This is a genomic window from Hydrogenophaga sp. ANAO-22, assembly GCF_042466645.1.
Taxonomy (GTDB): Bacteria; Pseudomonadota; Gammaproteobacteria; order Burkholderiales; family Burkholderiaceae_C; genus Hydrogenophaga.
Genome location: NZ_CP159956.1, coordinates 4,908,637 through 4,934,011, shown reverse-complemented (window position 1 = coordinate 4,934,011; position 25,375 = coordinate 4,908,637). Strand labels below are relative to the sequence as shown.

At 69.5% G+C, this 25,375-nt stretch carries 21 protein-coding genes and 1 pseudogene; 16 read left to right on the top strand and 6 right to left on the bottom strand.

Translation table 11 applies throughout. The annotated features are described in order from the left end of the window. Positions 1-49: 49 nt before the first annotated feature. The 10 genes and pseudogenes from ABSY19_RS23905 (at position 50) to ABSY19_RS23860 (ending at position 11,330) form a co-directional block, all read left to right on the top strand. Positions 50-856 (top strand): ABC transporter ATP-binding protein, encoded by an 807-nt coding sequence (locus tag ABSY19_RS23905; RefSeq protein WP_382156496.1) that lies wholly within the window; start codon positions 50-52, stop codon positions 854-856. 21 nt (positions 857-877) lie between these two features. After that, positions 878-3,367 (top strand): nitrite reductase large subunit NirB, encoded by a 2,490-nt coding sequence (gene nirB / locus ABSY19_RS23900; RefSeq protein WP_382156494.1) that lies wholly within the window; start codon positions 878-880, stop codon positions 3,365-3,367. Beyond that, positions 3,364-3,735 (top strand): annotated as a pseudogene (gene nirD, locus ABSY19_RS23895) (nitrite reductase small subunit NirD); the annotation flags it as partial. The gene nirB and the pseudogene nirD, both read left to right, overlap by 4 nt. Before the next feature lie 95 nt (positions 3,736-3,830). Continuing rightward, positions 3,831-6,611, top strand: a complete 2,781-nt coding sequence (locus tag ABSY19_RS23890; RefSeq protein WP_382156492.1) for a molybdopterin-dependent oxidoreductase — start codon at positions 3,831-3,833, stop codon at positions 6,609-6,611. Positions 6,612-6,679: 68 nt separating this feature from the next. Then, complete coding sequence (ybiB, locus tag ABSY19_RS23885) at positions 6,680-7,609, top strand: DNA-binding protein YbiB (protein WP_382156490.1); 930 nt, start codon at positions 6,680-6,682, stop codon at positions 7,607-7,609. Next, positions 7,593-8,378 carry a uroporphyrinogen-III C-methyltransferase gene (cobA, locus tag ABSY19_RS23880; protein WP_382156488.1) on the top strand — a complete coding sequence of 262 codons (786 nt, stop codon included), beginning with the start codon at positions 7,593-7,595 and terminating at the stop codon, positions 8,376-8,378. Before ybiB ends, cobA begins: the two co-directional genes overlap by 17 nt. A 47-nt stretch (positions 8,379-8,425) precedes the next feature. Then, positions 8,426-9,103, top strand: coding sequence for a methyl-accepting chemotaxis protein (locus ABSY19_RS23875; protein ID WP_382156486.1), 678 nt, complete (start codon positions 8,426-8,428; stop codon positions 9,101-9,103). A gap of 54 nt (positions 9,104-9,157) precedes the next feature. Continuing rightward, complete coding sequence (locus ABSY19_RS23870; protein WP_382156484.1) at positions 9,158-10,378, top strand: NAD(P)/FAD-dependent oxidoreductase; 1,221 nt, start codon at positions 9,158-9,160, stop codon at positions 10,376-10,378. Positions 10,379-10,554: 176 nt separating this feature from the next. Beyond that, positions 10,555-10,767 (top strand): 30S ribosomal protein S21, encoded by a 213-nt coding sequence (rpsU, locus tag ABSY19_RS23865; protein ID WP_056273869.1) that lies wholly within the window; start codon positions 10,555-10,557, stop codon positions 10,765-10,767. Between the two features lie 107 nt (positions 10,768-10,874). After that, positions 10,875-11,330, top strand: a complete 456-nt coding sequence (locus tag ABSY19_RS23860) for a GatB/YqeY domain-containing protein (protein ID WP_382156482.1) — start codon at positions 10,875-10,877, stop codon at positions 11,328-11,330. A 91-nt stretch (positions 11,331-11,421) separates the two neighbouring features. Here the strand turns inward: ABSY19_RS23860 and pmbA are convergent, their stop codons facing one another. Continuing rightward, positions 11,422-12,837: a metalloprotease PmbA gene (gene pmbA, locus ABSY19_RS23855; RefSeq protein ID WP_382156480.1), complete on the bottom strand. Its 1,416-nt coding sequence runs from the start codon at positions 12,835-12,837 to the stop codon at positions 11,422-11,424. A gap of 72 nt (positions 12,838-12,909) precedes the next feature. Between pmbA and yjgA the strand changes: the two genes are divergently transcribed. From yjgA to ABSY19_RS23840, 3 genes are read left to right on the top strand one after another with little or no spacing between them, the layout of a single operon-like run. Continuing rightward, positions 12,910-13,566 (top strand): ribosome biogenesis factor YjgA, encoded by a 657-nt coding sequence (yjgA, locus tag ABSY19_RS23850; protein WP_382156478.1) that lies wholly within the window; start codon positions 12,910-12,912, stop codon positions 13,564-13,566. Further along, the gene (mog, locus tag ABSY19_RS23845; protein ID WP_382156476.1) at positions 13,563-14,171 is read left to right on the top strand and encodes a molybdopterin adenylyltransferase; all 609 of its coding nucleotides are present in this window, start codon (positions 13,563-13,565) and stop codon (positions 14,169-14,171) included. Before yjgA ends, mog begins: the two co-directional genes overlap by 4 nt. Before the next feature lie 19 nt (positions 14,172-14,190). After that, positions 14,191-14,667 carry a peptidylprolyl isomerase gene (locus ABSY19_RS23840; RefSeq protein WP_291115907.1) on the top strand — a complete coding sequence of 159 codons (477 nt, stop codon included), beginning with the start codon at positions 14,191-14,193 and terminating at the stop codon, positions 14,665-14,667. 137 nt (positions 14,668-14,804) lie between these two features. On the opposite strand, the gene cysE is transcribed toward ABSY19_RS23840, so the two are convergent. Together cysE and ABSY19_RS23830 are read right to left on the bottom strand one after the other, a co-directional pair. Continuing rightward, entirely contained in the window at positions 14,805-15,575 is a 771-nt protein-coding gene (gene cysE, locus ABSY19_RS23835) for a serine O-acetyltransferase (RefSeq protein WP_382156474.1), read from the bottom strand. Positions 15,576-15,586: 11 nt separating this feature from the next. Continuing rightward, entirely contained in the window at positions 15,587-16,321 is a 735-nt protein-coding gene (locus ABSY19_RS23830; protein WP_382156472.1) for an RNA methyltransferase, read from the bottom strand. Between the two features lie 123 nt (positions 16,322-16,444). Here ABSY19_RS23830 and ABSY19_RS23825 point away from each other — a divergent pair, with 123 nt between their 5' ends. Next, complete coding sequence (locus ABSY19_RS23825; protein ID WP_382156470.1) at positions 16,445-17,368, top strand: inositol monophosphatase family protein; 924 nt, start codon at positions 16,445-16,447, stop codon at positions 17,366-17,368. A 19-nt stretch (positions 17,369-17,387) separates the two neighbouring features. On the opposite strand, the gene ABSY19_RS23820 is transcribed toward ABSY19_RS23825, so the two are convergent. Beyond that, positions 17,388-20,696: a PAS domain-containing protein gene (locus ABSY19_RS23820; protein ID WP_382156468.1), complete on the bottom strand. Its 3,309-nt coding sequence runs from the start codon at positions 20,694-20,696 to the stop codon at positions 17,388-17,390. A 124-nt stretch (positions 20,697-20,820) separates the two neighbouring features. Here ABSY19_RS23820 and ABSY19_RS23815 point away from each other — a divergent pair, with 124 nt between their 5' ends. After that, positions 20,821-22,704, top strand: coding sequence for an ATP-binding protein (locus ABSY19_RS23815; protein ID WP_382156465.1), 1,884 nt, complete (start codon positions 20,821-20,823; stop codon positions 22,702-22,704). Positions 22,705-22,707: 3 nt separating this feature from the next. Here the strand turns inward: ABSY19_RS23815 and rpoN are convergent, their stop codons facing one another. Both rpoN and ABSY19_RS23805 read right to left on the bottom strand, forming a co-directional pair. Continuing rightward, positions 22,708-24,198, bottom strand: a complete 1,491-nt coding sequence (rpoN, locus tag ABSY19_RS23810; RefSeq protein ID WP_382156463.1) for an RNA polymerase factor sigma-54 — start codon at positions 24,196-24,198, stop codon at positions 22,708-22,710. A 258-nt stretch (positions 24,199-24,456) separates the two neighbouring features. Continuing rightward, on the bottom strand, positions 24,457-24,729 hold the full coding sequence (locus ABSY19_RS23805) for a GlsB/YeaQ/YmgE family stress response membrane protein (protein WP_382156460.1): 273 nt from the start codon (positions 24,727-24,729) through the stop codon (positions 24,457-24,459). 157 nt (positions 24,730-24,886) lie between these two features. Here ABSY19_RS23805 and ABSY19_RS23800 point away from each other — a divergent pair, with 157 nt between their 5' ends. Continuing rightward, the gene (locus ABSY19_RS23800; RefSeq protein WP_382156458.1) at positions 24,887-25,366 is read left to right on the top strand and encodes a CBS domain-containing protein; all 480 of its coding nucleotides are present in this window, start codon (positions 24,887-24,889) and stop codon (positions 25,364-25,366) included. Positions 25,367-25,375: the final 9 nt, after the last annotated feature.

The following is a 25,375-nucleotide window of genomic DNA, read 5'->3' as shown; positions in this document are numbered from 1 at the left end:
GGCCGCCCGAAGGCGATCGCACCGCAATGCGCAGCATGGAGGTTTCCAAATGAGCGATGCGTCCAAGTACATCGAGATCCAGGGCGTCGAGCAGACCTTCAAGACCCGCAAGGGCCTCTTCCCCGCGCTGCGCCAGATCGACCTCACCGTCGCCAAGGGCGAGTTCGTCACGCTGATCGGCCACTCGGGCTGCGGCAAGTCCACGCTGCTCAACCTCATCGCCGGCCTGACCACGCCCACCAGCGGCGTGCTGCTGTGCGCCGACAAGGAGATCGCCGGCCCCGGCCCCGAGCGCGCGGTGGTGTTCCAGAACCACTCGCTGCTGCCCTGGCTGACCTGCTTCGAGAACGTGCACCTCGCGGTCGAACGCGTCTTCGGCGTCAACGAAAACAAAGCGCAGCTCAAGGCGCGCACCGAAGCCGCGCTGGCCCTGGTGGGCCTCACCGCCGCCGCGCAGAAGCGCCCCGGCGAAATCTCCGGCGGCATGAAGCAGCGCGTGGGCATCGCGCGCGCGCTGTCGATGGAACCCAAGGTGCTGCTCATGGACGAACCCTTCGGCGCGCTCGACGCGCTCACCCGCGCCAAGCTGCAGGACGAGCTGCTGGAGATCGTGGCGCGCACGCACAGCACCGTGGTGATGGTCACGCACGACGTGGACGAGGCCGTGCTGCTGAGCGACCGCATCGTGATGCTCACCAACGGCCCGGCCGCCACCATCGGCGAGGTGCTGCGCGTGGACCTGCCGCGCCCGCGCCAGCGCGTGGCGCTGGCCGACAACCCGACCTACCAGCAATGCCGCAAGGAAGTGATCGACTTCCTCTACACCCGCCAGACCCACGTGGAGAAGCTGGCCTGACCGGCCGCCCAGGAGAACCCCATGGACATGCGCCTGCCCCCCTCGCAACGCCTGAAACTGGTCATGGTCGGCAACGGCATGGCCGGCGTGCGCACGCTCGAAGAGCTGCTCAAGATCGCGCCCGACCTGTACGACATCACCGTCTTCGGCGCCGAGCCCCACCCCAACTACAACCGCATCCTGCTCTCGCCGGTGCTGGCGGGCGAGCAGACGCTGGAGGAGATCGTGCTCAACGACTGGGCCTGGTACCAGGAGCACGGCATCACCCTGCACGCGGGCAAGACCGTGACCGAGGTGGATCGCGTCAGGCGCATCGTGCGCGCCAGCGATGGCCAGGGTGGCGTGATCGAGGCGCCCTACGACCGCCTCATCATGGCCACCGGCTCCAACCCCTTCATGCTGCCCATCCCGGGCAAGGACCTGCAGGGTGTGCTGGCCTACCGCGACATCGCCGACACCCAGGCCATGATCGACGCCGCCACGCAGTACCAGCACGCCATCGTCATCGGCGGCGGCCTGCTCGGTCTGGAAGCGGCCAACGGCCTGATGAAGCGCGGCATGGCGGTGAGCGTGGTGCACGTCGCGCCCTGGCTCATGGAACGCCAGCTCGACGACGTGGCCGGCAAGCTGCTGCAGCAGTCGCTGGAGCAGCGCGGCATGCGCTTCCTGATCGGCGCGCAGACGCAGGAACTGGTGGGCAACGACGCTGGCCGCGTGAAGGCGATCCGCTTCAAGGACGGCACCGAGCTGCCGGCCGACCTGGTGGTGATGGCCGTGGGCATCCGCCCCAACACCGCGCTGGCGGAGTCCATGAACCTGCACGTGAACAAGGGCATCGTGGTCAGCGACACGCTGCAGACCGTGACCGACCCGCGCATCTACGCGGTGGGCGAGTGCGCGGCGCACCGCGGCATCGCCTATGGTCTGGTGGCGCCTCTGTTCGAGCAGGGCAAGGTGCTGGCCACGCACCTGGCCGAATTCGGCATCGGCCGCTACGTCGGTTCGCTCACCTCCACCAAGCTCAAGGTCACCGGCATCGACCTCTTCTCCGCCGGCAACTTCATGGGCGGCGAGCACACCGAGGAGATCGTGATGAGCGACCCCTCGGGCGGCGTCTACAAGAAGCTGGTGATCCAGGACGACAAGCTCGTCGGCGCCTGCCTGTACGGCGACACGGTGGATGGAAGCTGGTACTTCAAGCTGCTGCGCGATGGCCGCAGCGTGGCCGACATCCGCGACCGCCTGATGTTCGGCGAGTCCAACATCGGCGACGTGGGCCACCAGGGCCACAGCAAGGCCGCCGCCATGGCCGACAGCGACGAGGTCTGCGGCTGCAACGGCGTGACCAAGGGCAGCATCTGCAAGGCCATCAAGGACAAGGGCCTGTTCACGCTGGAGGAGGTGCGCAAGCACACCAAGGCCAGCGCCTCCTGCGGCTCGTGCACCGGCCTGGTGGAACAGATCCTGATGTTCACCGCCGGCGGCGACTACTCCGCCACGCCCAAGCTGAAAGCCATGTGCGCCTGCACCGACCACGGCCACCAGGCCGTGCGCGACGCCATCCGCGACAGCCGGCTGCTGAGCATCGGCGCCGTGTTCGAAGGCCTGGGCTGGCGCACGCCCAACGGCTGCGCCACCTGCCGCCCAGCCGTCAATTACTACCTCATCAGCACCTGGCCCAAGGAGGCCAAGGACGACCCGCAGAGCCGCTTCATCAACGAGCGCGCGCACGCCAACATCCAGAAGGACGGCACCTACAGCGTGATCCCGCGCATGTGGGGCGGCGAGACCACGGCCGACGAGCTGCGCCGCATCGCCGACGCGGTGGACAAGTACAAGATCCCCACCGTGAAGGTCACCGGCGGCCAGCGCATCGACCTGCTGGGCGTGAAGAAGGAAGACCTGGTCAACGTCTGGAAGGACATCGGCATGCCCAGCGGCCACGCCTATGCCAAGGCCCTGCGCACGGTGAAGACCTGCGTGGGCAGCGAGTGGTGCCGCATGGGCACGCAGGACAGCACGCAGATGGGCAAGGACCTGGAGCGCGCGATGTGGCGCATGTACGCGCCGCACAAGGTGAAGTTCGCGGTCAGCGGCTGCCCGCGCAACTGCGCCGAGGCCGGCATCAAGGACGTGGGCATCATCGGCGTGGACTCGGGCTGGGAGATGTACATCGCCGGCAACGGCGGCATCAAGACCGAGGTGGCAGAGTTCTTCACCAAGCTCAAGACCGCCGAGGAAGTGCTGGAGTACACCGGCGCCTTCATGCAGCTCTACCGCCTCGAAGGCTGGTACCTGGAGCGCACGGTGCACTACGTGAACCGCGTGGGCCTGGATCACGTGAAGAAGAAGATCCTCGACGACGCCGAAGGCCGCAAGGCGCTGTGGGAACAGCTGCAGTTCGCGCTCGACGGCGAGCCCGATCCGTGGTTCGAGCACCAGAAGGCGGCGGTGGACACGCGCCAGTTCACTCCCATCCAAGCGGTGGCACTGGAAGGGAGTGCGCCATGAGCAACTGGATTCCGATCACCCGCGTCGACGACATCCCCGTGCTCGGCTCGCGCTGCGTGCAACGCGACAAGGGCCTGGACGTGGCCGTGTTCCGCAATGACCGCGACGAGGTCTTCGCCTTGCTCGACCGCTGCCCGCACAAGGGCGGCCCGCTGAGCCAGGGCATCGTCTTCGGCACCCATGTGGCCTGCCCGATGCACAACTGGACCATCGGCCTGGACAGCGGCTGCGCCAAGGAGCCCGACGAAGGCTGCACGCCGCGCTTCGCGGTGAAGGTGCAGGACGGCGTGGTGCACCTGGACGCGCACGAACTCGCGACCCAGGCGACCGATCTCACGCGGCCCGTGGCCGGCCCTCAGCGCAGGGCAACCGACCCCCACGCTCCGCCGCTGCGCGGGTCGCTGCCCCCCGAGGGGGAGCGGCCTGGCTTGGGGCGGCCCGGCGCGGCGGCCACCGTCCCCGCATGAGCCCGATCACCACCCGCTCCACCTGCCCCTACTGCGGCGTGGGCTGCGGCGTGCTGATCGAAAGCGTGGGCAGCCAGATCACCGGCGTGCGCGGCGACCCGCAGCACCCGGCGAACTTCGGCCGCCTCTGCACCAAGGGCCAGACCCTGCACCTCACCGCGTCGCCCGCGATCGCCCAGCAGACACGCCTGCTGCAACCCATGCAGCGCGCACAACGCGGCGCGCCCGCGTCGCCCCTGGCCTGGGACGCCGCGCTCGACCTCGCCGCCGAGCGCTTCGCCACGGTGGTCGAGCGGCACGGCCCGGACGCGGTCGGCTTCTACATCAGCGGCCAGCTGCTCACCGAGGACTACTACGCCTTCAACAAGCTGGCCAAGGGCCTGATCGGCACCAACAACGTCGACACCAACTCGCGCCTGTGCATGAGCAGCGCGGTGGCCGGCTACAAGCTCACGCTGGGCGCCGACGCGCCGCCCGCCTGCTACGACGACGTGAACCACGCGCAATGCCTGTTCATCGTCGGCAGCAACGCGGCCTTCGCGCACCCGGTGCTGTTCCGCCGCATCGAAGAGGCGAAGCAGCACAACCCGGCCATGAAGGTGATCGTGGCCGACCCGCGCCGCACCGACACCGCCGGTTTCGCCGACCTCTACCTCCCTCTGCAGCCGGGCAGCGACGTGATGCTGTTCCACGGCCTGCTGCACATCATGCTGTGGGAAGGCTGGATCGACAGCGGCTACATCGCCGCGCACACCACCGGTTTCGACGCGCTCAAGGCCCTGGTGCGCGAACACACGCCCGAGCGCGTGGCCCAGGTCTGCGGCCTGCGGCGCGAAGACCTGTTCACCGCCGCGAAGTGGTTCGCAACCTCGCCCGCCACGCTCAGCCTCTACTGCCAGGGCCTGAACCAGAGCAGCAGCGGCACGGCCAAGAACGCCACCCTGATCAACCTGCACCTGGCCACGGGCCAGATCGGCCAACCCGGCGCCGGCCCGTTCTCGCTCACCGGCCAGCCCAACGCCATGGGCGGGCGCGAGGTCGGCGGCCTGGCCAACCTGCTGAGCGCGCACCGCGACCTGGCCAACCCCGCGCACCGCGCGGAAGTGGCTGCGCTCTGGGGCCTGCCTTCGGTGCCCGAAAAGCCCGGCCTGAGCGCGGTCGAGCTGTTCGAGGCAGCCGCCGACGGCCAGGTGAAAGCGCTCTGGATCGCCTGCACCAACCCGGCCCAGTCCATGCCCGACCAGGCCACCGTGCGCCGCGCGCTGGCGCGCGCCGAGTTCGTCGTGGTGCAGGAGGCCTACGCCACCGCCGCCACCTGCGAATACGCCGACCTGCTGCTGCCCGCCACCACCTGGGGCGAGAAGGACGGCACCGTCACCAACAGCGAACGCCGCATCAGCCGCGTGCGCGCCGCCGTGCCCGCGCCCGGCCAGGCGCGGCACGACTGGCGCATCGTGGTCGACGTCGCGCAGCGCCTCGAAGCCCGCTGGCGCCCCGGCCAGCCCACGCTGTTCCCCTACCCCGATGCCGAAAGCCTGTGGCTGGAGCACCGCGAGTCCACGCGCGGGCGCGACCTCGACATCACCGGCCTGAGCTACGCCATGCTGCAGCAGCAGGGGCCGCAGCAATGGCCCCTCAAGACCGGCGAATCGCAGGGCCGCCAGCGCCTCTACGAAGACGGCGTGTTCGCCACGCCCGACGGCAAGGCCCGCTTCGCCGCCCTGCCCTTCGTGCCGCTGGCCGAGCCCCGCGAGTCGCGCTACCCGTTCTCGCTCACCACCGGCCGCCTGCGCGACCAGTGGCACGGCATGACCCGCACCGGCGCGCTGGGCCGCCTGTTCGGCCACGTCGCCGAACCCTCGGTGCAACTGCACCCGAAGGACATGGAGCGCCGCGGCCTGAAGGACGGTGACCTGGTGCACGTGACCAGCAAGCGCGGCTCCATCCTGGTGCCCGCGACGGGCTCGGACGAGATCGGCCTGTCGCAGGCCTTCATCGCCATGCACTGGGGCGCGGAATACCTCAGCGGCCTGAGCAGCACCGGCGAGCCGCTGGCCGGCGTCAACGCGCTGACCACCTCGGCCTACTGCCCCACCTCCAAACAGCCCGAGCTCAAACACGCGGCGGTGAAGGTGCTCAAGGCCGAACTGCCCTGGACGCTGCTGGCCTTGGGCTGGCTGCCCGACACCCAGGCACTGGAAGCGCGGGAAGGCCTGCGCGCGCTGATGGCGCGGTTTCCGTTTGCATCCTGCGTGCCCTTCGGCCGCGAACGCACCGGCGTCCTGTTCCGCGCCGCCGCGCACGACGCACCCGAGCCCGAACTGATCGAACGCATCGAAGCCCTGCTGGGCCTGCAGACGGCCGATGCGCTGCGCTACGTGGACAAGCGCCTGGGCCAGCGCCGCACCGCGCGCCTGGTGCGCGAGGGCGACACCACCCGGCTCGAGGCCTTCGTGCTGGCCGGCGACACGCGCGCCGAGGTCTGGATCAAGCCCCTGCTGCAGGACGGGCTGCCCGCCGCCGCGTACGGCCGCCTGCTGCTCATGCCGGGCGCCAAGGCCCCCGTGGCCGTGGTGGCCAAGGGCCGGCAGGTGTGCACGTGCTTCAACGTGGGTGAAGACGCCATCCAGGCCCGGCTGGCCAGCTGTGAAGGCAGCGACGACCAGCGCCTGGCCGCCCTGCAGGCCAGCCTGCAATGCGGCACCCACTGCGGCTCCTGCGTGCCCGAACTCAGGCGGCTGGTGCGCGCCAGCGCGCCCCTGGCCCAGCCCGCCTGAGCGGCCAGAACGCCCATATAACGAGAAGTCATCAAACTTGCCTGACAATTTGCCGAAATTTGCAAGTCATGGCCATCAGTCAATACATCAAGGAAATCGGTCGGGGCAAGGACGGCGCCCGCTCGCTCACGCGCGAGCAGGCCACCGACCTGCTCGGCCAGGTGCTGGACGGCGCCGTGACCGACCTCGAGGTCGGCGGCTTCTGCCTGGCCATGCGCATCAAGGGCGAAACGCCCGACGAGATGGCCGGCTTCCTCGATGCCACCCACGCGCGCCTGCGCCGCCTGCCCGACAACGGCCTCACCACCGTCGTGCTGCCCAGCTACAACGGCGCGCGCAAGCTGCCGGTGCTCACCCCGCTGCTGGCCCTGCTGCTGGCGCGCCGGGGCGCGGCGGTGCTGGTGCATGGCACCGCCACCGAGAACCAGCGCGTGTTCGCCTCCCAGGTGCTCGAAGCGCTGGGCGTGCCTTCGGCCCGCGCGGTGCCCACGCTCGGCGCGGGCGAGGTCGCCTTCGTGCCCACCGAGGTGCTCAGCCCCGGCCTCAAGCGCCTGCTGGACGTGCGCCGCGCGGTCGGCCTGCGCAACCCCGCGCACAGCCTGGTGAAACTCATGAACCCGTGCGAAGGCAAGGCCTTCATCGTCGGCAGCTACACCCACCCCGAATACGCGACCTCCATGGCCGCCACCTGGGCGCTCACCGGCGCTCATGCGCTGCTGCTGCGCGGCACCGAAGGCGAACCCGTGGCCGACGCACGCCGCACGCCGCGCATGGAAGTGTTCCGCGACGGCGAGCGCACCGAGGTGCAGACCCAGCAGGACGGGCCGCTGGCCAGGCTGCCGTCGCTGCCCGCGGTGGACGCCTCGCACACCGCCGCTTACATCCGCGCCGTGCTCGATGGCACGGAGCCCATCCCCACACCGATTGCCCTGCAGGTGGAACACATCTTGCGAGAGGTCGTGCAACATGAAACCGCAACCCATGCCCTCGCCGTCTGAGTTCCTGCCCGGTACCGTGGCCCTGGTGGGCGCCGGCCCCGGCGACCCCGAACTGCTCACGCTCAAGGCCGTCAAGGCCATCAGCGCGGCCACCGTGCTGCTGGTCGACGACCTCGTGAGCGACGGCGTGCTCGCCCACGCGTCGCCGCGCGCGCGCATCGTGCACGTGGGCAAACGCGGCGGCTGCAAGAGCACGCCGCAGGCCTTCATCGAGAAGCTCATGGTGATGGCGGCCCAGGAAGGCGAAATGGTGGTGCGGCTCAAGGGCGGCGACCCGTTCATCTTCGGCCGGGGCGGCGAAGAGGTGGAGCACCTGCGCGCCGCCGGCATCGAGGTGCAGGTGGTCAATGGCATCACGGCCGGACTGGCCGGCCTCACCTCGCTGGGCGTGCCGCTCACCCACCGCGAACACGCGCACGGCGTGGTCTTCGTCACCGGCCATGCCAAGCCGGGCGATGCCGGCACCGACTGGCAGGCCCTGGCCGCCACCGCGCGCGACGCCAAGCTCACGCTCGTGATCTACATGGGCGTGTCCAGCGCCGCGCAGATCGAGCAGGACCTGCTCACCGGCCTGCCGGCCGACACGCCCCTGGCCGTGATCCAGCACGCCACGCTGCCCCAACAACGGCACGCGCTCACCACACTGGGGCAATTGAGCGCCACCATCGAGCGCGAAGGCCTGGGCAGCCCGGCCGTGATCGTGGTCGGTGACGTGGTCCGCGGCATCGCGGCCGTGCAGGCGCCCGAGGCGGTTGCGCGCGCCGCCTGAACGCCGCCCGGGCCACCATGGCCCGGCGATTGCTTGATGTCAGCCCCATGACATCCCTCGCCCCCACCCGCCCCGTTCGCCGCGACACGCCCGCCCACATCGCGGGCCTCTCGCTGGTCAACCTCGCCGCGCGCCAGCGCATGCTCTCGCAACGCATGATCCTGCAGACCGTGCTCGCCGCCAACGGCGAGGCCGGGCGCCTGCAGGCCGCGCAGCGCAGCCTGCAGATGTTCAGCGAAAGCCAGCAACACCTGCTGGGCACGGTGGACCAGCTCGAGGCACAGGGCGCCCGCCAGATCCAGGAGACCTACCACGGCACGCGCGGGGTCGGGCCGGTGGTGCAGGCCTTCATGCAGCTCATGCACAGCGCGCTCGAACAGATCGAGGCCTACAGCCCGCGCGTGCCCACCACCCTGGCCGAGCTGGTGGACCACACCGACCGCATCCTCGACGCCCTCAACACCGCGACCACCGCCTTCGACGAGGTCGCCAAGGCGCGCGCCGACGCGATGATGAAGGAGCTCACCGGCATCGTCAGCGACATCCAGAGCGTGGCCAAGGAGGCCAAGGTGGTGAGCTTCAACGCGCAGGTGGTGGCCGCGCGGGCCGGGCAACACGGCCGCGAGTTCGCCGTGGTGGCCAACGTGCTCTCGGACATCACGGGCGAGATCGACGGCCTCACGCGCAAGGCGGCCACCCTCGCCGAAAGAAGCCGGGGCCAGTGAAGCAGCCCGGCAAAGCCGGTTCTGCGGTGCCTCTGGACGGGCGGCGGTGGGCGCATGGCTACACTGCCCGCCATGCAAGATTTCGACGCCATCGTCATCGGCGCGGGCGCGGCCGGCCTTTTTTGCGCCGGCATCGCCGGCCAGCGAGGCCAGCGTGTGCTGGTGCTCGACCACAGCGACAAGGTCGCGGAGAAGATCCGCATCTCGGGCGGCGGGCGCGCCAACTTCACCAACCGCGAACTCGACCCGCAGGCACCGCACAAGCACTTCCTGAGCGCCAACCCGCACTTCTGCCGCTCGGCGCTCTCGCGCTACACGCCGGCCGACTTCATCGGCCTGGTGCAGCGCCACGGCATCGCCTTCCACGAAAAGCACAAGGGCCAGCTGTTCTGCGACCACTCGGCCGACGACCTGATCCAGATGCTGCTGCGCGAATGCGACGCGGGCGGCGTGCAGCGCTGGCAACCCTGCGGCGTGAAGGCCGTGCGCCAGGGCGGTGAAGGCGTGTACGAACTCGACACCGACCGGGGCCCGGTGCGCGGCCGCGCGGTGGTGATCGCCACCGGTGGCCTGTCCATCCCCAAGATCGGTGCGAGCGACTTCGGCTACCGCATCGCCAGCCAGTTCGGCCTGCGCCTGGTGGCGCAGCGCCCGGGCCTGGTGCCGCTCACCTTCGACGGCGATGGCTGGACGCCCTACGCCGGCCTGGCCGGGCTCGCGTTGCCGGTGCGCATCGAGACCGGCGAAAAAAAGGGCCGCATGGCTTTCCTGGAAGACCTGCTGTTCACCCACCGCGGCCTGTCCGGCCCGGCCGTGCTGCAGATTTCCAGCTACTGGCAGGAAGACACGCCGATCCGCCTGAACCTGGCCCCCGAGACCGAACTGCCCGCCGCCCTGGCGCGCGCCAAGGCCGGCTCGCGCAAGCTGCTGGGCAACGAACTCGCCAGCTTGGTGCCCAGCCGCCTGGCCGAGGCCTGGGTGCAGCAGGACGCCGACTGGCAGCGCCCGGTGGCCGAAGCCTCGGACAAGGCCCTGGCCCGGCTGGCCGAGCGCCTCTCGCGCTGGGAACTCACCCCCACCGGCACCGAGGGCTACCGCAAGGCCGAGGTCACGCTGGGCGGCGTGGACACCCGCGACCTCTCGTCCCAGACCCTGGAATCGAAGCAGCCGGGCCTGTATTTCATCGGGGAGGTGGTGGACGTGACCGGCTGGCTGGGCGGCTACAACTTCCAGTGGGCCTGGGCGAGCGCCCACGCCTGTGCACAGGCGCTGTGACCCCCACGCTGCGCCACTGCGGTAGCCAACCCCATGAAAATGGCTATAATCCAGGGCTTTGCTGGCAAATCCCCGTCGGCCAATACTAGTTAATGACGGGACATTTTGCGGAAACGACGCCCGGGCCCGATCTTCCCGTTCATCCTCTTTCCGCGCATTCTGGACATCCTTCGCCAATGACGACCATCCGTGTAAAAGACAACGAGCCCTTTGACGTCGCCCTGCGCCGTTTCAAGCGCACCATCGAAAAGCTCGGCCTGCTGACCGATCTGCGCGCCCGCGAGTTCTACGAAAAGCCGACCGCCGAGCGCAAGCGCAAGAAGGCCGCCGCCGTCAAGCGCCACTACAAGCGTGTGCGCTCGATGCAGCTGCCCAAGAAGCTGTACTGAGCACGAGCCACCGGGCCCTGCCGCCCGGTCGCGAACAAGCCCGCTGGAGGACGCTCAGGCGGGCTTTTTTGTTTCCGATTCCTCTCCCGACCATCCCAGGAGCCTCCATGAGCCTGAAAGACCAGATCACCGAAGACATGAAAGCCGCCATGCGCGCCAAGGACAGCGAGCGCCTGGGCACCATCCGCCTGCTCACCGCCGCGATGAAGCAGAAGGAAGTGGACGAGCGCGTGGAGCTGGACGACGCCATGGTCATCGCCATCGTGGACAAGCTGGTCAAGCAGCGCAAGGACAGCATCGAGGCCTTCTCCAAGGCCGCGCGCCAGGACCTGGTGGACAAGGAAGCCGCCGAAATGGCCGTGCTGCAGGGTTACCTGCCCGCGCGCCTGTCGGCCGACGAAGTGGCCGCCGAAGTCAAGGCCATCGTGGCCGAACTCGGCGCCAAGGGCCCGGGCGACATGGGCAAGGTCATGGGCGCGGTGAAATCGCGCCTGGCCGGCAAGGCCGACATGGGCCAGGTGTCTGCTGCGGTGAAAGCCGCCCTCTCCGGCGCAGGCAGCTAAGTCAAGACATGCCGTGGATCCGGCTCCGCCGGTCCACAGGCATGGCCCCCTCGAGGGGGTGACGCGCCGCCGGCGCGGCGCGGGGGTGGGCCTAGCTCCCGGCCACCTTCATCCGGTTGATCAGGATCGAACCGGTCGTTTTCGCACCGTAGTTGTAGGCATCGGCCCCGATGGCCTCGATGCCCAGCAGCATGTCCTTGAGGTTGCCGGCGATGGTGATCTCGTGCACCGGGTAGGCGATCTCGCCGTTTTCCACCCAGTAGCCCGAGGCGCCGCGCGAGTAGTCGCCGGTCACGTAGTTCACGCCCTGGCCCATCAGCTCGGTGACGAACAGGCCGCGGCCGAGCTTCTTGAGCATGGCGCGCAGGTCGTCGCCCGGCTGCGTGAGCCGGCTGGTGAGCGTGAGGTTGTGCGAGCCGCCGGCGTTGCCGGTGGTGCGCATGCCCAGCTTGCGCGCCGAGTAGGTGGAGAGGAAATAGCCCTGCACCCGCCCACCCGAGAGCACCTTGCGCTTGGCCGTGCGCACGCCTTCGTCGTCGAACGGCGCGCTGCCCTTGCCATTGCGCACGTGCGGGTCTTCCTGGATGTCCAGGTGCTTGGCCGTCACGCGCTTGCCCAGGCTGTCGTGCAGGAAGGTGGTGTTGCGGTACAGCGCGCCGCCGCTGGTGGCCTGCACGTAGCTGCCCAGCAGACCGGCCGCCAGGGGCGACTCGAACAGCACCGGGCATTCGGTGGTGGCGATCTTGCGGCCGTTCAGGCGCGCCAGCGTGCGCTCGGCGGCGTAGCGGCCCACCGCCTCGGGCGTGGCCAGCTCGCCGGGCGAGCGCATGGAGCTGTACCAGTAGTCGCGCTGCATGTTCGCGCCCTTGCCCGCGATCGGCGCCACCGACAGGCTGTGGCGCGAACTGGCGTAGCCCCCGCTGAAGATACCGGGCTTGCCGCGCTCGCCGCCGCGCAGGTGCGCGGTGAAGAAGTGCGACTGCTGGGCCGATACGCCGGCACCCTCGCTGTTGTTGATCTTCCTGCTGGTGGCGAAAGCGGCCGCCTCACAGGCCAGGGCGATGCGCGCGGCCTCTTCCGAATCGAGCGACCAGGGGTGGAACAGGTCCAGGTCGGGGTAGCTGTCGGCCACGTCCTGGGCGTCGGGCAGGCCGGCCACCGGGTCTTCGGCGGTGAAGCGGGCGATGTCGTAGGCGGCCTGCACCGTCTGGCGCACGGCGGCGGCGGAGAAATCGGAGGTGGAGGCATTGCCGCGCTTCTGTCCCAGGTAGACCGTGACACCCAGCGACTTGTCGCGGTTGCGCTCCACGTTCTCCAGCTCGCCCTTGCGCACCGAAACGCTCAGGCCGGCGCCCTCGGACACCTCGGCCGCCGCGTCCGCAGCACCGAGCTGTTTCGCGTGGCCCAGGGCCAGATCGACCAGTTCCTCGAACTGGCTGCGGGCGTACTGGAAACCGGAAAGGGGGGAACGGGGGGCTGCCGCAGGGGCTTGGGAGGGGTTTTTCATGTCGACGGCTATGATACTTGCCGCCCCTTCCGGCCGCTGCCATTCGCGCAGAAGGCCTATTCAACGATCCACATGTCCCGCAAACCCACCAAAGGCTATTTCGTACGTGGCCAGTTCGTCGCCCTGGGCAGCGAGCTGGACCTGGAGCTCAAGCGCGAGCTCAAGGGCGACGCCGAAATGAGCAAGACCGACCTGAAACGGGAGAGCGACCGCCTCCAGGCGCTCGGCGAGAACCTGCTCACCCTGCGCGCCGACCTGACGCAGAAGCTCGACCTGCCGGAAAAACTGCTGGACGCGGTGGCCGAGGCCAAGCGCATCACCAACTTCGAAGGCCGCCGCCGCCAGATGCAGTTCATCGGCAAGCTGATGCGCGCGCTGGACGAAGACACCATCGCCGCGGTGGAAGCCGCGCTCAACGAGCAGAACAAGGGCTCGGCCAAGGGCACGCTCTCGCTGCACCTGGCCGAACAATGGCGCGACCGCCTGATCGCCGACGACGACGCGCTCACCCAGTGGCTGCAACTCGACGCGGCTGCGGATGTGCAGCACCTGCGCGCGCTGATCCGCCAGGCGCGCAAGGACGCCCAGGCCACGCAGGCGCAGGAGCGCCCGGGCGAGGCCGTGCGCCACGGCAAGGCCTACCGCGAGATCTTCCAGATCGTCAAGGCCACGCTGAACCAGGGCGAGGACGACCACGGCGCCCCCACCGACGAACCAGACCAGCCATGAGCGAGACCACCACGCCCTCCCCCGCCGACCCGGTGCGCATCGGCATCGTGTCCATCAGCGACCGCGCCAGCACCGGCGTGTACGAAGACAAGGGCCTGCCCGCGCTGCAGGACTGGCTCACGCGCGCGCTCAGGAACCCGATCACCTTCGAACCGCGCCTCATTCCCGACGAGCAGGCGCGCATCAGCGCCACGCTGATCGAACTGGTGCACGCCGGCTGCTCGCTGGTGCTCACCACCGGCGGCACCGGCCCGGCGCTGCGCGACGTGACGCCCGAGGCCACACTGGCCGTGGCGCACAAGGAAATGCCGGGTTTTGGCGAGCAGATGCGCCAGATCAGCCTGGCTTTCGTGCCCACCGCCATCCTCTCGCGCCAGGTGGCGGTGATCCGCAGCCAAAGCCTCATCATCAACCTGCCCGGTCAGCCCAAGGCCATTGCCGAGACGCTCGAAGGCCTGAAAAACGCCGACGGCACGCAGCGCATCAACGGCATCTTCGCCGCCGTGCCCTACTGCATCGACCTGATCGGCGGCCCCTATCTTGAAACGCACGACGACGTCTGCAAGGCCTTCCGCCCGAAGTCCGCCGTGCGCCCCGCCCGCTAACCCATTCCAGCGACCCGCCATGAAGATCACCAAAGACACCATCGTCACCCTCACCTTCCGCGCCGTCGACGCCAAGGGCAAAGTGCTCGAAGACGGCAAGGAACCGCGCGCCTACCTGCACGGCGGCTACGGCAACACGCTGCCGGGCGTCGAACTGGCCCTGGAAGGCCAGGAAAAGGGCTTCAGCACCACCATCAAGCTGCAGCCCTCGCTGGCCTTCGGCGAGCGCGATGAAAGCCTGGTGACCTCCATCTCCAAGAAGGACTTCCCGCCCGGCGTGAAGGTGGGCGGCCAGCTCGAAGGCAGCGATGCCGATGGCAACCGCCAGATCTTCACCGTGACCAAGATCAAGGGGGACACCGTCCTGCTCGACGGCAACCACCCGCTGGCCGGCCAGGACCTGACGTTCACGCTCAACGTGATCGACGTGAAGGCCGCCTCAGCCGAAGAGATCGCCCATGGCCACGCCCATGGCGCGCACGGACATCATCACTGAACGAAGCCCTTCCGCGCACCACCACGCGTGACGCGGAGCGCCGGGTGGCCGGGTGGCCGGCGCAGCGAAGTGAAGGAGGAGACCCGGCAAAGCCGGGTCGGGGGACATGAGCGGAGCCGGCCACCCGGCGCTCCGCGTCACTTCCCGACCAGCTGATTGAGCTTTTCAGCCTCGAAGCATTCCTCGCGCGCCGCGTCCTGCGGCACGCAATCGCGCTTCTTCGCCTCGGCCAGGGTCTCGATGGCCTGCCAGAGCAGCGCAATCTGGTGCTCCTGCCCGGCGGCGTTGTCGATCAGGCCGCGCATGGCCTGCGACAAGGGATCGTCGTCCTGCGTGATGCCGTAGGCCTGGAACTTCTGGCCCTGCTCCGTCACATCGGCGCTCTCGCCGGTCTTGCTCGGGATGATGCGGGCCGGAATGCCCACCGCCGTCGCCCCTGCGGGCACCGGCTTGATCACCACCGCGTTGCTGCCGATCTTGGCGCCGTCGCCGACGACAAAACCGCCCAGCACCTTGGCGCCCGCGCTCACCACCACGTCGCGGCCCAGCGTCGGGTGGCGCTTGGTGCCCTTGTAGAGCGAGGTACCGCCCAGCGTCACGCCCTGGTAGATCGTGCAGCCGTCGCCGATCTCGGCGGTCTCGCCCACCACCACACCCATGGCGTGATCGAAAAACACGCGCTCGCCCAGCTTGGCGCCCGGGTGGATCTCGATGCCCGTGAACCAGCGCGAAATGTGCGAGATGAAGCGACCCAGCCACTTGAAGCCGTGGTTCCAGCACCAGTGCGCCGGGCGGTGCAGCCAGACGGCGTGCAGCCCGGGGTAGCAGGTGATCACCTCCCAGGTGCTGCGCGCGGCCGGGTCGCGGTCAAGCACGCACTGGATGTCGGAGCGGATGCGGTCGAACATAAGCCGGCAGTCTATCGCTTCGCCTTCTCGGCGGCTTGCAGCATGGCCTTGGCGACACCTCGAAGAATGTGGATTTCCTCGTCGCTGGGCGCGGCCCGGTTGAAAAGCTGGTTCAGGCGCGGCATGAGCTTCTTGGGCGCCTCGGGGTCGAGAAAGTCCACCGCCACCAAGGCGCGCTCCAGGTGGTCGAGCATGCCGCCCAGGGCCTGGGCATCGGCCTGCGGCCGCTCGGCCACCACCGGTGGCGCCCCGAAGCCGCCGAGCGCCTGGCGCCAGTCGTAGGCGATCAGCTGCACCGCCGCGGCGAGGTTGAGCGAGCCGAAGGTCGGCGCGGTGGGGATGCTCAGCGCCACATGGCAGCGGTACACGTCTTCGTTGCGCATGCCGAAACGCTCGGACCCGAACAGAAAGGCCACCCCGGACGGCGGATCGCCCGCGCCCAGCAGCCCCGTGAAGTGCTCGCGCGGCGCGCGCGTGGGCGGGCCGAAGTCGCGCGGGGTCATGGCGGTGGCGCAGAGGTGACTCATGCCCTCCAGCGCCTCGTCCAGCGTGTCCACGATGCGCGCCTGGGCCAGCACGTCGTTGGCCCCGCTGGCGCGCTGGATGGTTTCCTCGCGCCGCAGCACGTTGGCCCAGCGCGGCTGCACCAGCACCAGGTCGTCGAAACCCATGACTTTCATGGCGCGGGCGACACCGCCCACATTGCCGGCGTGGCTGGTCTGGATCAGGACAAAACGGGTGCGCATGCGAAAAAGGGCGGGGACGGTAAAATCCCGGGTATTGTCGCCGCCCGCATCGCCGGGCTTCGTCACCCGCTCTTCCACCACTGCCGCGCCCTCCCCTGTGGAGCGCGCCGAGGTTCACAATTCATGTCGTCCACACTCCACCCCATGCTCAACGTGGCCATCAAGGCCGCACGCACCGCTGGCACCCTCATCAACCGCGCCGCGCTGGACGTGGAGTCGGTCCGGGTCTCGGTCAAACAGACCAACGATTTCGTGACGGAGGTCGACCAGGCCGCCGAGGCCGCGATCATCGACACCCTGCTCACCGCCTACCCCGACCACGCCATCTGGGCCGAGGAGTCGGGCAAGCGCCCGGGCAAACATGGCGGCGCAGACCATGTCTGGATCATCGACCCGCTGGACGGCACCACCAACTTCATCCACGGCTTCCCGGTCTACTGCGTGAGCATCGCGCTCATGGTGGGCAACCGGCTGGAGCAGGCCGTCGTCTACGACCCCTCGCGCAACGACCTCTTCTGCGCCACGCGCGGGCGCGGCGCCTACCTGAACGACCGCCGCATCCGAGTGGCCAAGCGCACCACGCTGCGCGACTGCCTGATTTCCACCGGCTTCCCGTTCCGCCCGGGCGACGCCTTCCAGACCTACCTGCAGATGTTCGGCGACGTGATGCCGCGCGTGGCCGGCGTGCGCCGCCCCGGCTCGGCCGCGCTCGACCTGGCCTATGTGGCCGCGGGCTTCACCGACGGCTTCTTCGAAATGGGCCTCTCCCCCTGGGACGTGGCCGCCGGCGCCTTGCTGGTCACCGAAGCCGGCGGTCTGGTGGGCAACTTCACCGGTGAGTCCGACTTCCTCGAACAGAAGGAATGCCTGGCCGCCAACCCCAAGATCTACGGCCAGCTGGTCGGCCTGACCGGCAAGTACAGCAAGTTCGCCAGCGCGGGCGACAAGGCGGCGGTGCGCCAGGCGCGCAAGACGGCCGCCCAGGCGCCCGACAGCGCCGCTGACGCGGCCCCGGCCGACACCCCCGCCTCCGACGCCGCGAACTGAGCCGCGCCGCGCGAGGGCTTCAGCCCAGCGGCAGGCGCAGCCAGAAGGTCGCGCCCTCTCCGGGCGCGGATTCGGCCCAGACGCGCCCGCCATGGCGCTCGACGATGCGCGCCACGATGGCCAGCCCCACCCCCATGCCCGGCACGTTGCTGCCCGCGTGCAGGCGCTGGAACAGGCCGAACAGCTTCTCGGCGTGCGCCATGTCGAAGCCCATGCCGTTGTCGCGCACGAAATACGCGCGCTGACCCGAATCGAAACCCACCGCCAGTTCGGGTTGCGCCAGGTGGCGCGAGTACTTGAGCCCGTTGTCGATCAGGTTGGACAACACCTGGCGCAGCAAGGTGGCATCGCCCATCGCCTGCGGCATGGTCTGGATGTCGATGCGCGCGTGGTTGGTCTGCGGCGAGAGCGTTTCCACCACCGACTGCGCCAGCGCGGCCATGTCCACCGGCACGGGTTCAAGGTCCACGCGCACCACGCGCAACAGCTCGAGCATGTCGGTGATCATCTGGCCCATGTTGCGCGACGAGCGCGCGATGCGCTCGAACATGTCGCGCCCGGTCGGGCTCAGGCGGTCGGCCTCGTCCTCCAGCACGATGGACGCAAAACCGTTGACCGACCGCAGCGGCGCGCGCAGGTCGTGCGCGATGGAGTACGAGATGGCCTCCATGTCGCGCATGGAGCGCTCCAGCTCGGCCGTGCGCGCGCCCACCCGCTGCTCCAGGCTGGCGTTGAGCGCCTTCACCTGCTCCTGCGCGGCCACGCGCTCGGTGATGTCCAGGTGCGTGCCCGACATGAACGTGGCGCGGTCCTGCGCATCGCGCTTGTGCACCCGGCCGCGCGTGTTGACCCAGATCCAGTGGCCGGCCTTGTGGCGCATGCGGATGTCGCACTCGTAGTACGGCAGGATGCCCGCGATGTGCTGGTCGCGGATCTGGTCGGCCCGCTTCAGGTCGTCGGGATGCACCAGCGCCTCCCAGGTCTCGGCGCGCATGGGCTGCAGCTCGCGCAGGGTGTAGCCCAGCATCTCGGCCCAGCGTTCGTTGACCGTGAGCACGTTGTCGGCGATGTTGTTTTCCCAGATGCCTGGCCGCGTGGCCTCCAGCACCCAGGCCAGGCGCTGGCGCTGCTCGCGCAGCGCCTCCTGGGCCTGCATGTAGGAACTCACGTCGGTGAAGGTGCGCACCATGCCGCCGTCGGGCAGCATCCGGGTGCGCATCTCCAGCGTGCGGCCATCGCGCGTCTTGCGCCAGTACTTCTCGGGCGAGGGCACCTGTGGCCCGTGCACGATGTGGCTGTGGGCGATCGGGTCCACCCAGGACAGGCCGGGTCCGAAGTCGCCGCGCTCGGTCTGGAAGCGCCGCACCTGGTCCATGGTGGGTTGCCCCTGCAACAGGGCTTCGGGCAGGTCCAGCATGTCGAGCAGGCGGTGGTTGTAGGCCGTGATGCGGTTGTCCGCGTCCACCCGGCACAGGCCCTGCTCGATGCTCTCCAGCGTGGCCTGCAGGTCCAGGCTTTTCTCGGTCAGCAGCTCGCTGGTGATCTCCAGCTGCTCGCGCGTGCGGCGCCGCTCGATGTGGCCGCGCCAGGCCAGCACCAGCTGGCGCACCGCGCCCAGCAAGGGCTGCAGGAACTCGATGTCCTCTTCGCTGTAGCCCCCGGGCTGGTTGGCCAGGCCCACCATGGCCACGAGCCGGTCGCCCACGGCCAATGGCACGCACAGAAAGGCGTCCATGGGCGGATGACCGCCCGGCAGCCCCCCGGCGTGCGGGTGGCTGGCCGGCTGGTTGGCGATCAGGGGCTCGCCCGTGAGCATGGCGCGCCCGAACAGGGTGTCGAGGTTGCGAAACGCCATGCCCGCCTCGGCCTGGCTGGCGTACATCAGGCGGGACGCCTCGTCCCAGGCGATGTTGGTGATGGCGCTGGTGCGCAGGTAGGGCGCGCCGGTGTCGCTGTAGAGCACCTCGCCCACGAAGCCGTAGGCGCTGCCGGTCACCGAGAGGAAGGCCTGCAGCAGCCCCTCGAAGGCCTTGCGCTTGTCCTCGGCCTCGATGAACACCGACTGGGCCACGCGCACCGCCTCGAGCATGCGGTGCTGCCGCTCCAGCTTCTGCGTGGCCAGCCGCGCCTCGGTCACGTCGGTGGAGAACCCGTGCCAGACCACCGAGCCGTCGGTCTCGCGCTGGGGCACGGCCTCCACGTGGTGCCAGCGGGTGCCGGCCGTGGGCAGGCACACGCGGTAGGTCTGGCGCCAGGGCGCCAGATGCCGGGCCGAGGTGGCCAACGAGGCGATCATTTCCGCGCGGTCATCGGGATGCACCCGCCGGAACAGCACGTCCGCATCCTCCTCCAGCTCGGCCGGCTCGATCTCGAGCATGCTGCGGACCACGTCGTTCACATACGAGATCACGCTCTTGCCATCGGCCCGCAGGCGCGCCTGGTACATCATGCCGGGCACCCGGGCCGCGATGTTCTGCAGCAGCTTGAGCTGTTCGGCCAGGCGTTCGCTGGCCTCGCGCTCGGCCGTGATGTCCTGCACCACGCCGAAATCGGTCTGCGGGTTGCCGGCCACGCTGGTCTGGCCGATGCGGGTGCGGAACCAGCGCTGCTGGCCATCGGGCAGCCGCCAGCGGAACTCGACCTGGCGCCCGTCCATCGCCTCGCGCGCGGCCTGCCAGGCGGGCCGGTCGTCCGGGTGGATGCCCGCGCGGCCGTCGCCGCGCGCGATCAGGTCGCGCGGCTCCAGGCCGGCGATCTCGAACAGCCCCAGCGACCACACCACGCTGTCGGAATGCTGGGCGTTGGTCCAGTGGCCCACGCGCGCCAGCTTCTCGATCGCGGCATGCAGCTCCACCTGCTGCTGCAGCCCGAGGTTCGCCTCGCGCAGGGCCGCCTCGGTCTGCAGCCGGGCTTCCGTCGCCTCGAACTCGCGGGTGGCTTCGGTGACGTAGACCAGCGCCAGGGGCTCGGGCAGCGTGTCCATCACCGTGGTGTGCAGGCGGACCCGGTGCATCACGCCGTCGCGCAGGCGCAGGTGCTGCACCGTGTCGGGCGACGGCAGCTGGTTCACGAAGCGCGCGCGCTCGTCGGCGCTGGGCCAGTGCCCGAGCTCCACGGTCGTGCGGCCGATCACGTCCTCGCGGCGCTGGCCGGTGAGCGCCAGCCAGGCGTCATTGACCGCCAGCAGGCGCCCATCGCTCAGGCGCGAGACGATGGCGGCCAGCGGCGAGGCCAGGAACAAGGCCTCGAAAGGCAAACCCGCCTCCTGCTGCGGGGGAAACGCTGCGCACCCGATGGTGGACGGGGGTTCGGGAACAGCTTCGGCCATGCGCGCTCGTGAAAGGGTGGGAGGACGGAAACAGGCTCAAATTGTGCCGGACTGTGTGGCTTGCGGTGCGTGAAATTGGCCTGCTAAAGTGGCTTGCTGTTCACCACGACGTGCCCTGGAGACCATGAAACCCACCTCGCTGCGCCAGCAACTCACGCGCGCGGCCATGCTCACCACCTTGCTGGCGATCCTGCTGAGCGCCGGCGCCTTGCTGACCTACGAGCTGATGGTGTACCGCCGCGTCGGCATCGCCGACATGCGCACCCAGGCCGATCTGATCGCGCGCTCCACCGCCCCGGCGCTGGCAGCGAGCGACGCCCAGGCGGCCTGGGAAAACCTCTATCTGCTGCGCCAGCAGCCCCAGATCCGCGCCGCCGCCGTGTACGGCCGCGACGGCGCGCTCATCGCCTCGCACACCACCACCGCGAAAAACGAACTGCGCGCCCGCATTCCGCTGACATCGGACGCCTGGGGCCCGCGCTTCAGCGGCTCGTCGCTGGAGATGGTCCGCCCCATCGAGCACAACGGCGCGCGCATCGGCATGCTCTACCTCAAGGCCGAACACGGCGTGTGGCAGCGCTTCGTGGATTTCGCGCTGATCGTGCTGGCCGTCAGCGCGGTGAGCCTGGTCGCGGCCTACTACCTGTTCGTGGTCCTGCAGCGCCGCATCACCGCGCCGCTGGAGAAGATGACGTCGGTGGCGCGCGACGTGATCGGCAGCCACAACTGGTCGCTGCGGGCACCGGCCACCGACTACAAGGACCTGGACGTGCTGGTCGATGCCTTCAACCGCATGCTCTCCGAGTGCGAGATCCGCACCACCGAGCTCGAACGCGAGATGGTGACGCGCCAGGGCGTCGAACGCGAGCTGCGCCAGGCCGACCGCCAGAAGGACACCTTCCTGGCCACCCTCGCCCACGAATTGCGCAACCCCCTCTCGCCCATGACGAGCGCGGTGGCCCTGCTGCAGATGCCGCAGGTGTCGCCGCAGGCGCGGGAGAAGGCGCTGGCGGTGCTCGAGCGCCAGCTGCAGCACATCGTGCGCCTGGTCAACGACCTGCTGGACGCCTCCCGGGTGGCCACCGGCAAGCTGTCGCTCGACACGGCGCCGGTGAACATCGGCGAGCTGCTGCACACCGCCACCGAAGGCGCGCTGGCGCTGGCGCAGCAGCATGGCCTGCAGCTCACGCTGCACCTGCCCGATGCGGCGCTGTATGTGAACGGCGACGCGGTGCGGCTGACGCAGGTGTTCTCCAACCTGCTGAACAACGCCTGCCGCTACACCCCGCACGGCGGGCGCGTGGACCTCTCGCTCACCTCGACGCCGTCCTCGGTCGAGGTGACGGTGGTGGACACCGGCATCGGCGTGGAGCCCGCCATGCAGGAACGCATCTTCGACCTGTTCGAACAGGCGGACCAGTCCATGCAGCGCGGCAGCGCCGGGCTGGGCGTGGGGCTGACGCTCTCGCGCCAGATCATCGAGCTGCACGACGGTTCGTTGTCCATGCACAGCGAGGGCCTGCACCGCGGCTCGTGCTTCACGGTGCGGCTGCCCCGCCTGCACCGCGAGCCACCGCGCGACGAGCCCCCCGCCGTGGCGCCTCCCCACGCCCAGCCCTCGCGCCCGCTGCGCATCCTGATCGCGGACGACAACGTCGATCTGACGGTGAGCCTCTCGGCCGTGCTGTCCTCACACGGCCACCAGGTCGAGGTCGTGCACGATGGCGAAGCGGCGGTTCGCGCGGCGCGCGCGCAGGTGCCGGACGTGGCGCTGCTCGACATCGGCATGCCCGGCCTCGACGGCCACCAGGTGGCGCGGGCGCTGCGCGCCGATGCCACCACGCAGGGCATCCGCCTCGTGGCCATCACCGGCTGGGGCCGCGACGCCGACCGCGAGGCCGCGCGCATGGCCGGCTTCGATCAGCACCTGCTCAAACCGGTGAACCCCGAACAGCTGCTGCGGCTGCTGAGCGAGCCGCCAGAAGCGCCCCGCACCCCGCCGGCCTGAGCCTCAGGCCGAGACGGCCAGGCCGTCGTGGCGCTTGCGCCGGCCCACGGCCTCAATGCGCAGCATCTGACGGTACTTGGTGACGGTGCGCCGCGCCACCGTCAGGCCCTGCCGGGCGAGCTGGCGCGTGATCTCGGCGTCCGACAGCGGCCGATCGGTCGACTCCGCTTCGATGATGTCCTGGATCAAGCCCCGGATCGCGGTGCCCGAGCAGGCCTTGCCATTGGCGCTCACCATCGCGCGCGAGAAGAAGTGCTTGAGCTCGTACACGCCGGTGGGCGTGGCCATGTACTTGTTGTTGGTGACGCGCGAGACCGTGGATTCGTGGATGCCGACCTCGTCGGCGATCTCGCGCAGGCCCAGCGGCTTCATCGCCATGCTGCCGTACTCGAAGAAATGGCGCTGGCGCCGCACGATGGCCTGCGACACGTCGAGGATGGTCGAGAAGCGCTGCTCGACGTTGCGCAGCGTCCAGCGCGCCTCCTGCAGGTGCGCGCCCATCTCGGCGTTCTCGGCGCAGCGGTGGCGCTGGAACAGCTGGGCGTACACCTCGTTGATGCGCACCTTGGGCACGACCGCGGCGTTGAGCCGCACGTTCCACGCGCCCCGGTCCTTCTTCACGATCACGTCGGGCACGATGTAGTTCACCCGGGAAGAACTCAGGCGCCAGCCCGGTCGCGGGTCGAGGTGGCGGATGCGGTCACACACCGCCTCGACCTCGCCCACCGAGGCGTCCAGCGCCCGCGCCAGGGTCGGCACATCGCGCGCCGCCAGGCTGTCCATGTGGTCGTTGACGATGGCGCGCGCCATCGCGCGCACGTGGGGGCATTCGATCTCGCCCAGCTGCAGGCTGAGGCATTCCGCCACATCGCGCGCGGCCACACCGGCCGGCTCCAGCGACTGCACCAGCTTGAGCGCGATCTGCAGGTCTTCCAGCGTCGCTGCGGGCACCACGTCCGCCACCTCGCGCAGTTCGTTCAGGGGCGTGCGCAGGTAACCGTCGTCGTCGAGCGACTCGACCACCACACCGGCCAGCGCGAGGTCGCGCGGCGACAGGGCCATGGTGCCGAGCTGCCCGTGCAGGTGGGCATTGAGCGGGGTTTCCTCCATCATGAAATCGAGCGCGGACACATCCCCGTCGTGTCCCTGGCGCGCCGGGGTCAGGCCATCGGCGAGCCACAGGTCGCTGTCGGACGCGGTGGACCGGTCGATCTCGGCCTGCGCCGGCGCCGCCAGATCGGTCTCGCGCGGTCCGTCGTACACCTCGCCGGCCGCTTCGCCCGATCGGCTGTCGATGTCACCGTCCCGCAGGCCTTCGCTCTCGTCCTCGCCATCGCCCTCTTCCGCTTCCAGGAACGGATTGCGCCCCAGCACGTCGCGCACCACGATGCCGAAATCCAGCGAGGACATCTGCAGCAGGCGCACGGCATGCTGCAAACGGGGAGACAGGGTCTGGCTCTGGCGCTGGTCGGCGCGGGCGTCCATCTGGATCATGCGGTTCTCCTCCGGTAAGGCATGGTCGGCGGTGTCGCGAGGTGCGGCCGCCTCAGACCAACCCCGCATGCAACCACCATGCCGCACGAGCGCAGAAGACACAAATTCCCACAAAACCACGTCCCCGCCAGGCCCTCACAGAGGGACACGGCGCGCACCTTTCCGAACATTCAGACACAGTCGATCGGAACGCCCTTCAGGCCGGCCCGCGCAAGGGCCCATCTTGCGGCAAGATTTGCCGAAACGGCCCGCGCGGAACTAGTGCATCGATTCGCGCCGGAAGAGGTTGATGAGCGCCAGCAGGATGATGGCGCCGATCAGCGACACCAGCATGGCGCCCACGTTGAAGACGCTGTCGTTGAGGGTGTCCACCCCCATCAGGGGTGAGAGCACCCAGCCACCGATGGCGGCGCCCACGATGCCGGCCACGACATTGCGCACGATGCCCTGGCGCCCATCCGTGGACAGAACCACGCTGGCCAGCCTGCCCAGCAGGCCGCCGACCGCCAGCCAGAGGATGATGTTGATCATGGCGTTGCTCCTCGTTAGAGTGGTCGCAGGAAGTTCCTTCGAACCTGCCGAGGGCAATCCCCGCTCCCGGTGGCCGCGGGCACAGCACCTGCCCTGTCAAGGTCCCACCCGCCGGCATGCGGCGGGCCAACGCCACAACCGCAGCAGGAGATTTCCCATGAAGCAAGTGAAAGATGTGATGACCAGTGGCGTGCGCACGCTCGGCCCCCAGGACAGCGTGGTGCTCGCGGCCCAGGCCATGGAAGAACTGGACATCGGGGCGCTGCCGGTCTGCGATGGCCAGCGCATCCTCGGCATGGTGACCGACCGCGACATCGTGGTGCGCGGCGTCGCCCAGGACCTCGCGCCCGGCAAGACCAAGCTCGAGGACGTGATGAGCGCCCAAGTCGAATGGGTGTTCGAGGACGAAGGCCTGGCCGAGGTCGCGGCCAAGATGCAGCAACTGCAGATCCGCCGCCTGCCCGTGCTCGACCGCGACAAGCGCCTGGTGGGCATCCTCTCGCTGGGCGATCTGGCCGCCAAGGGCGACGTGCAGCAGGCCGGCGCCGCGCTGGCCGACATTTCCGAGCCGGCCCGCCCGACGCGCACCGGCCAATCGGTCGCCAGCGGCCCCGCCGGGGGCGGGGAAAGCCTCTGAGAGTCACGC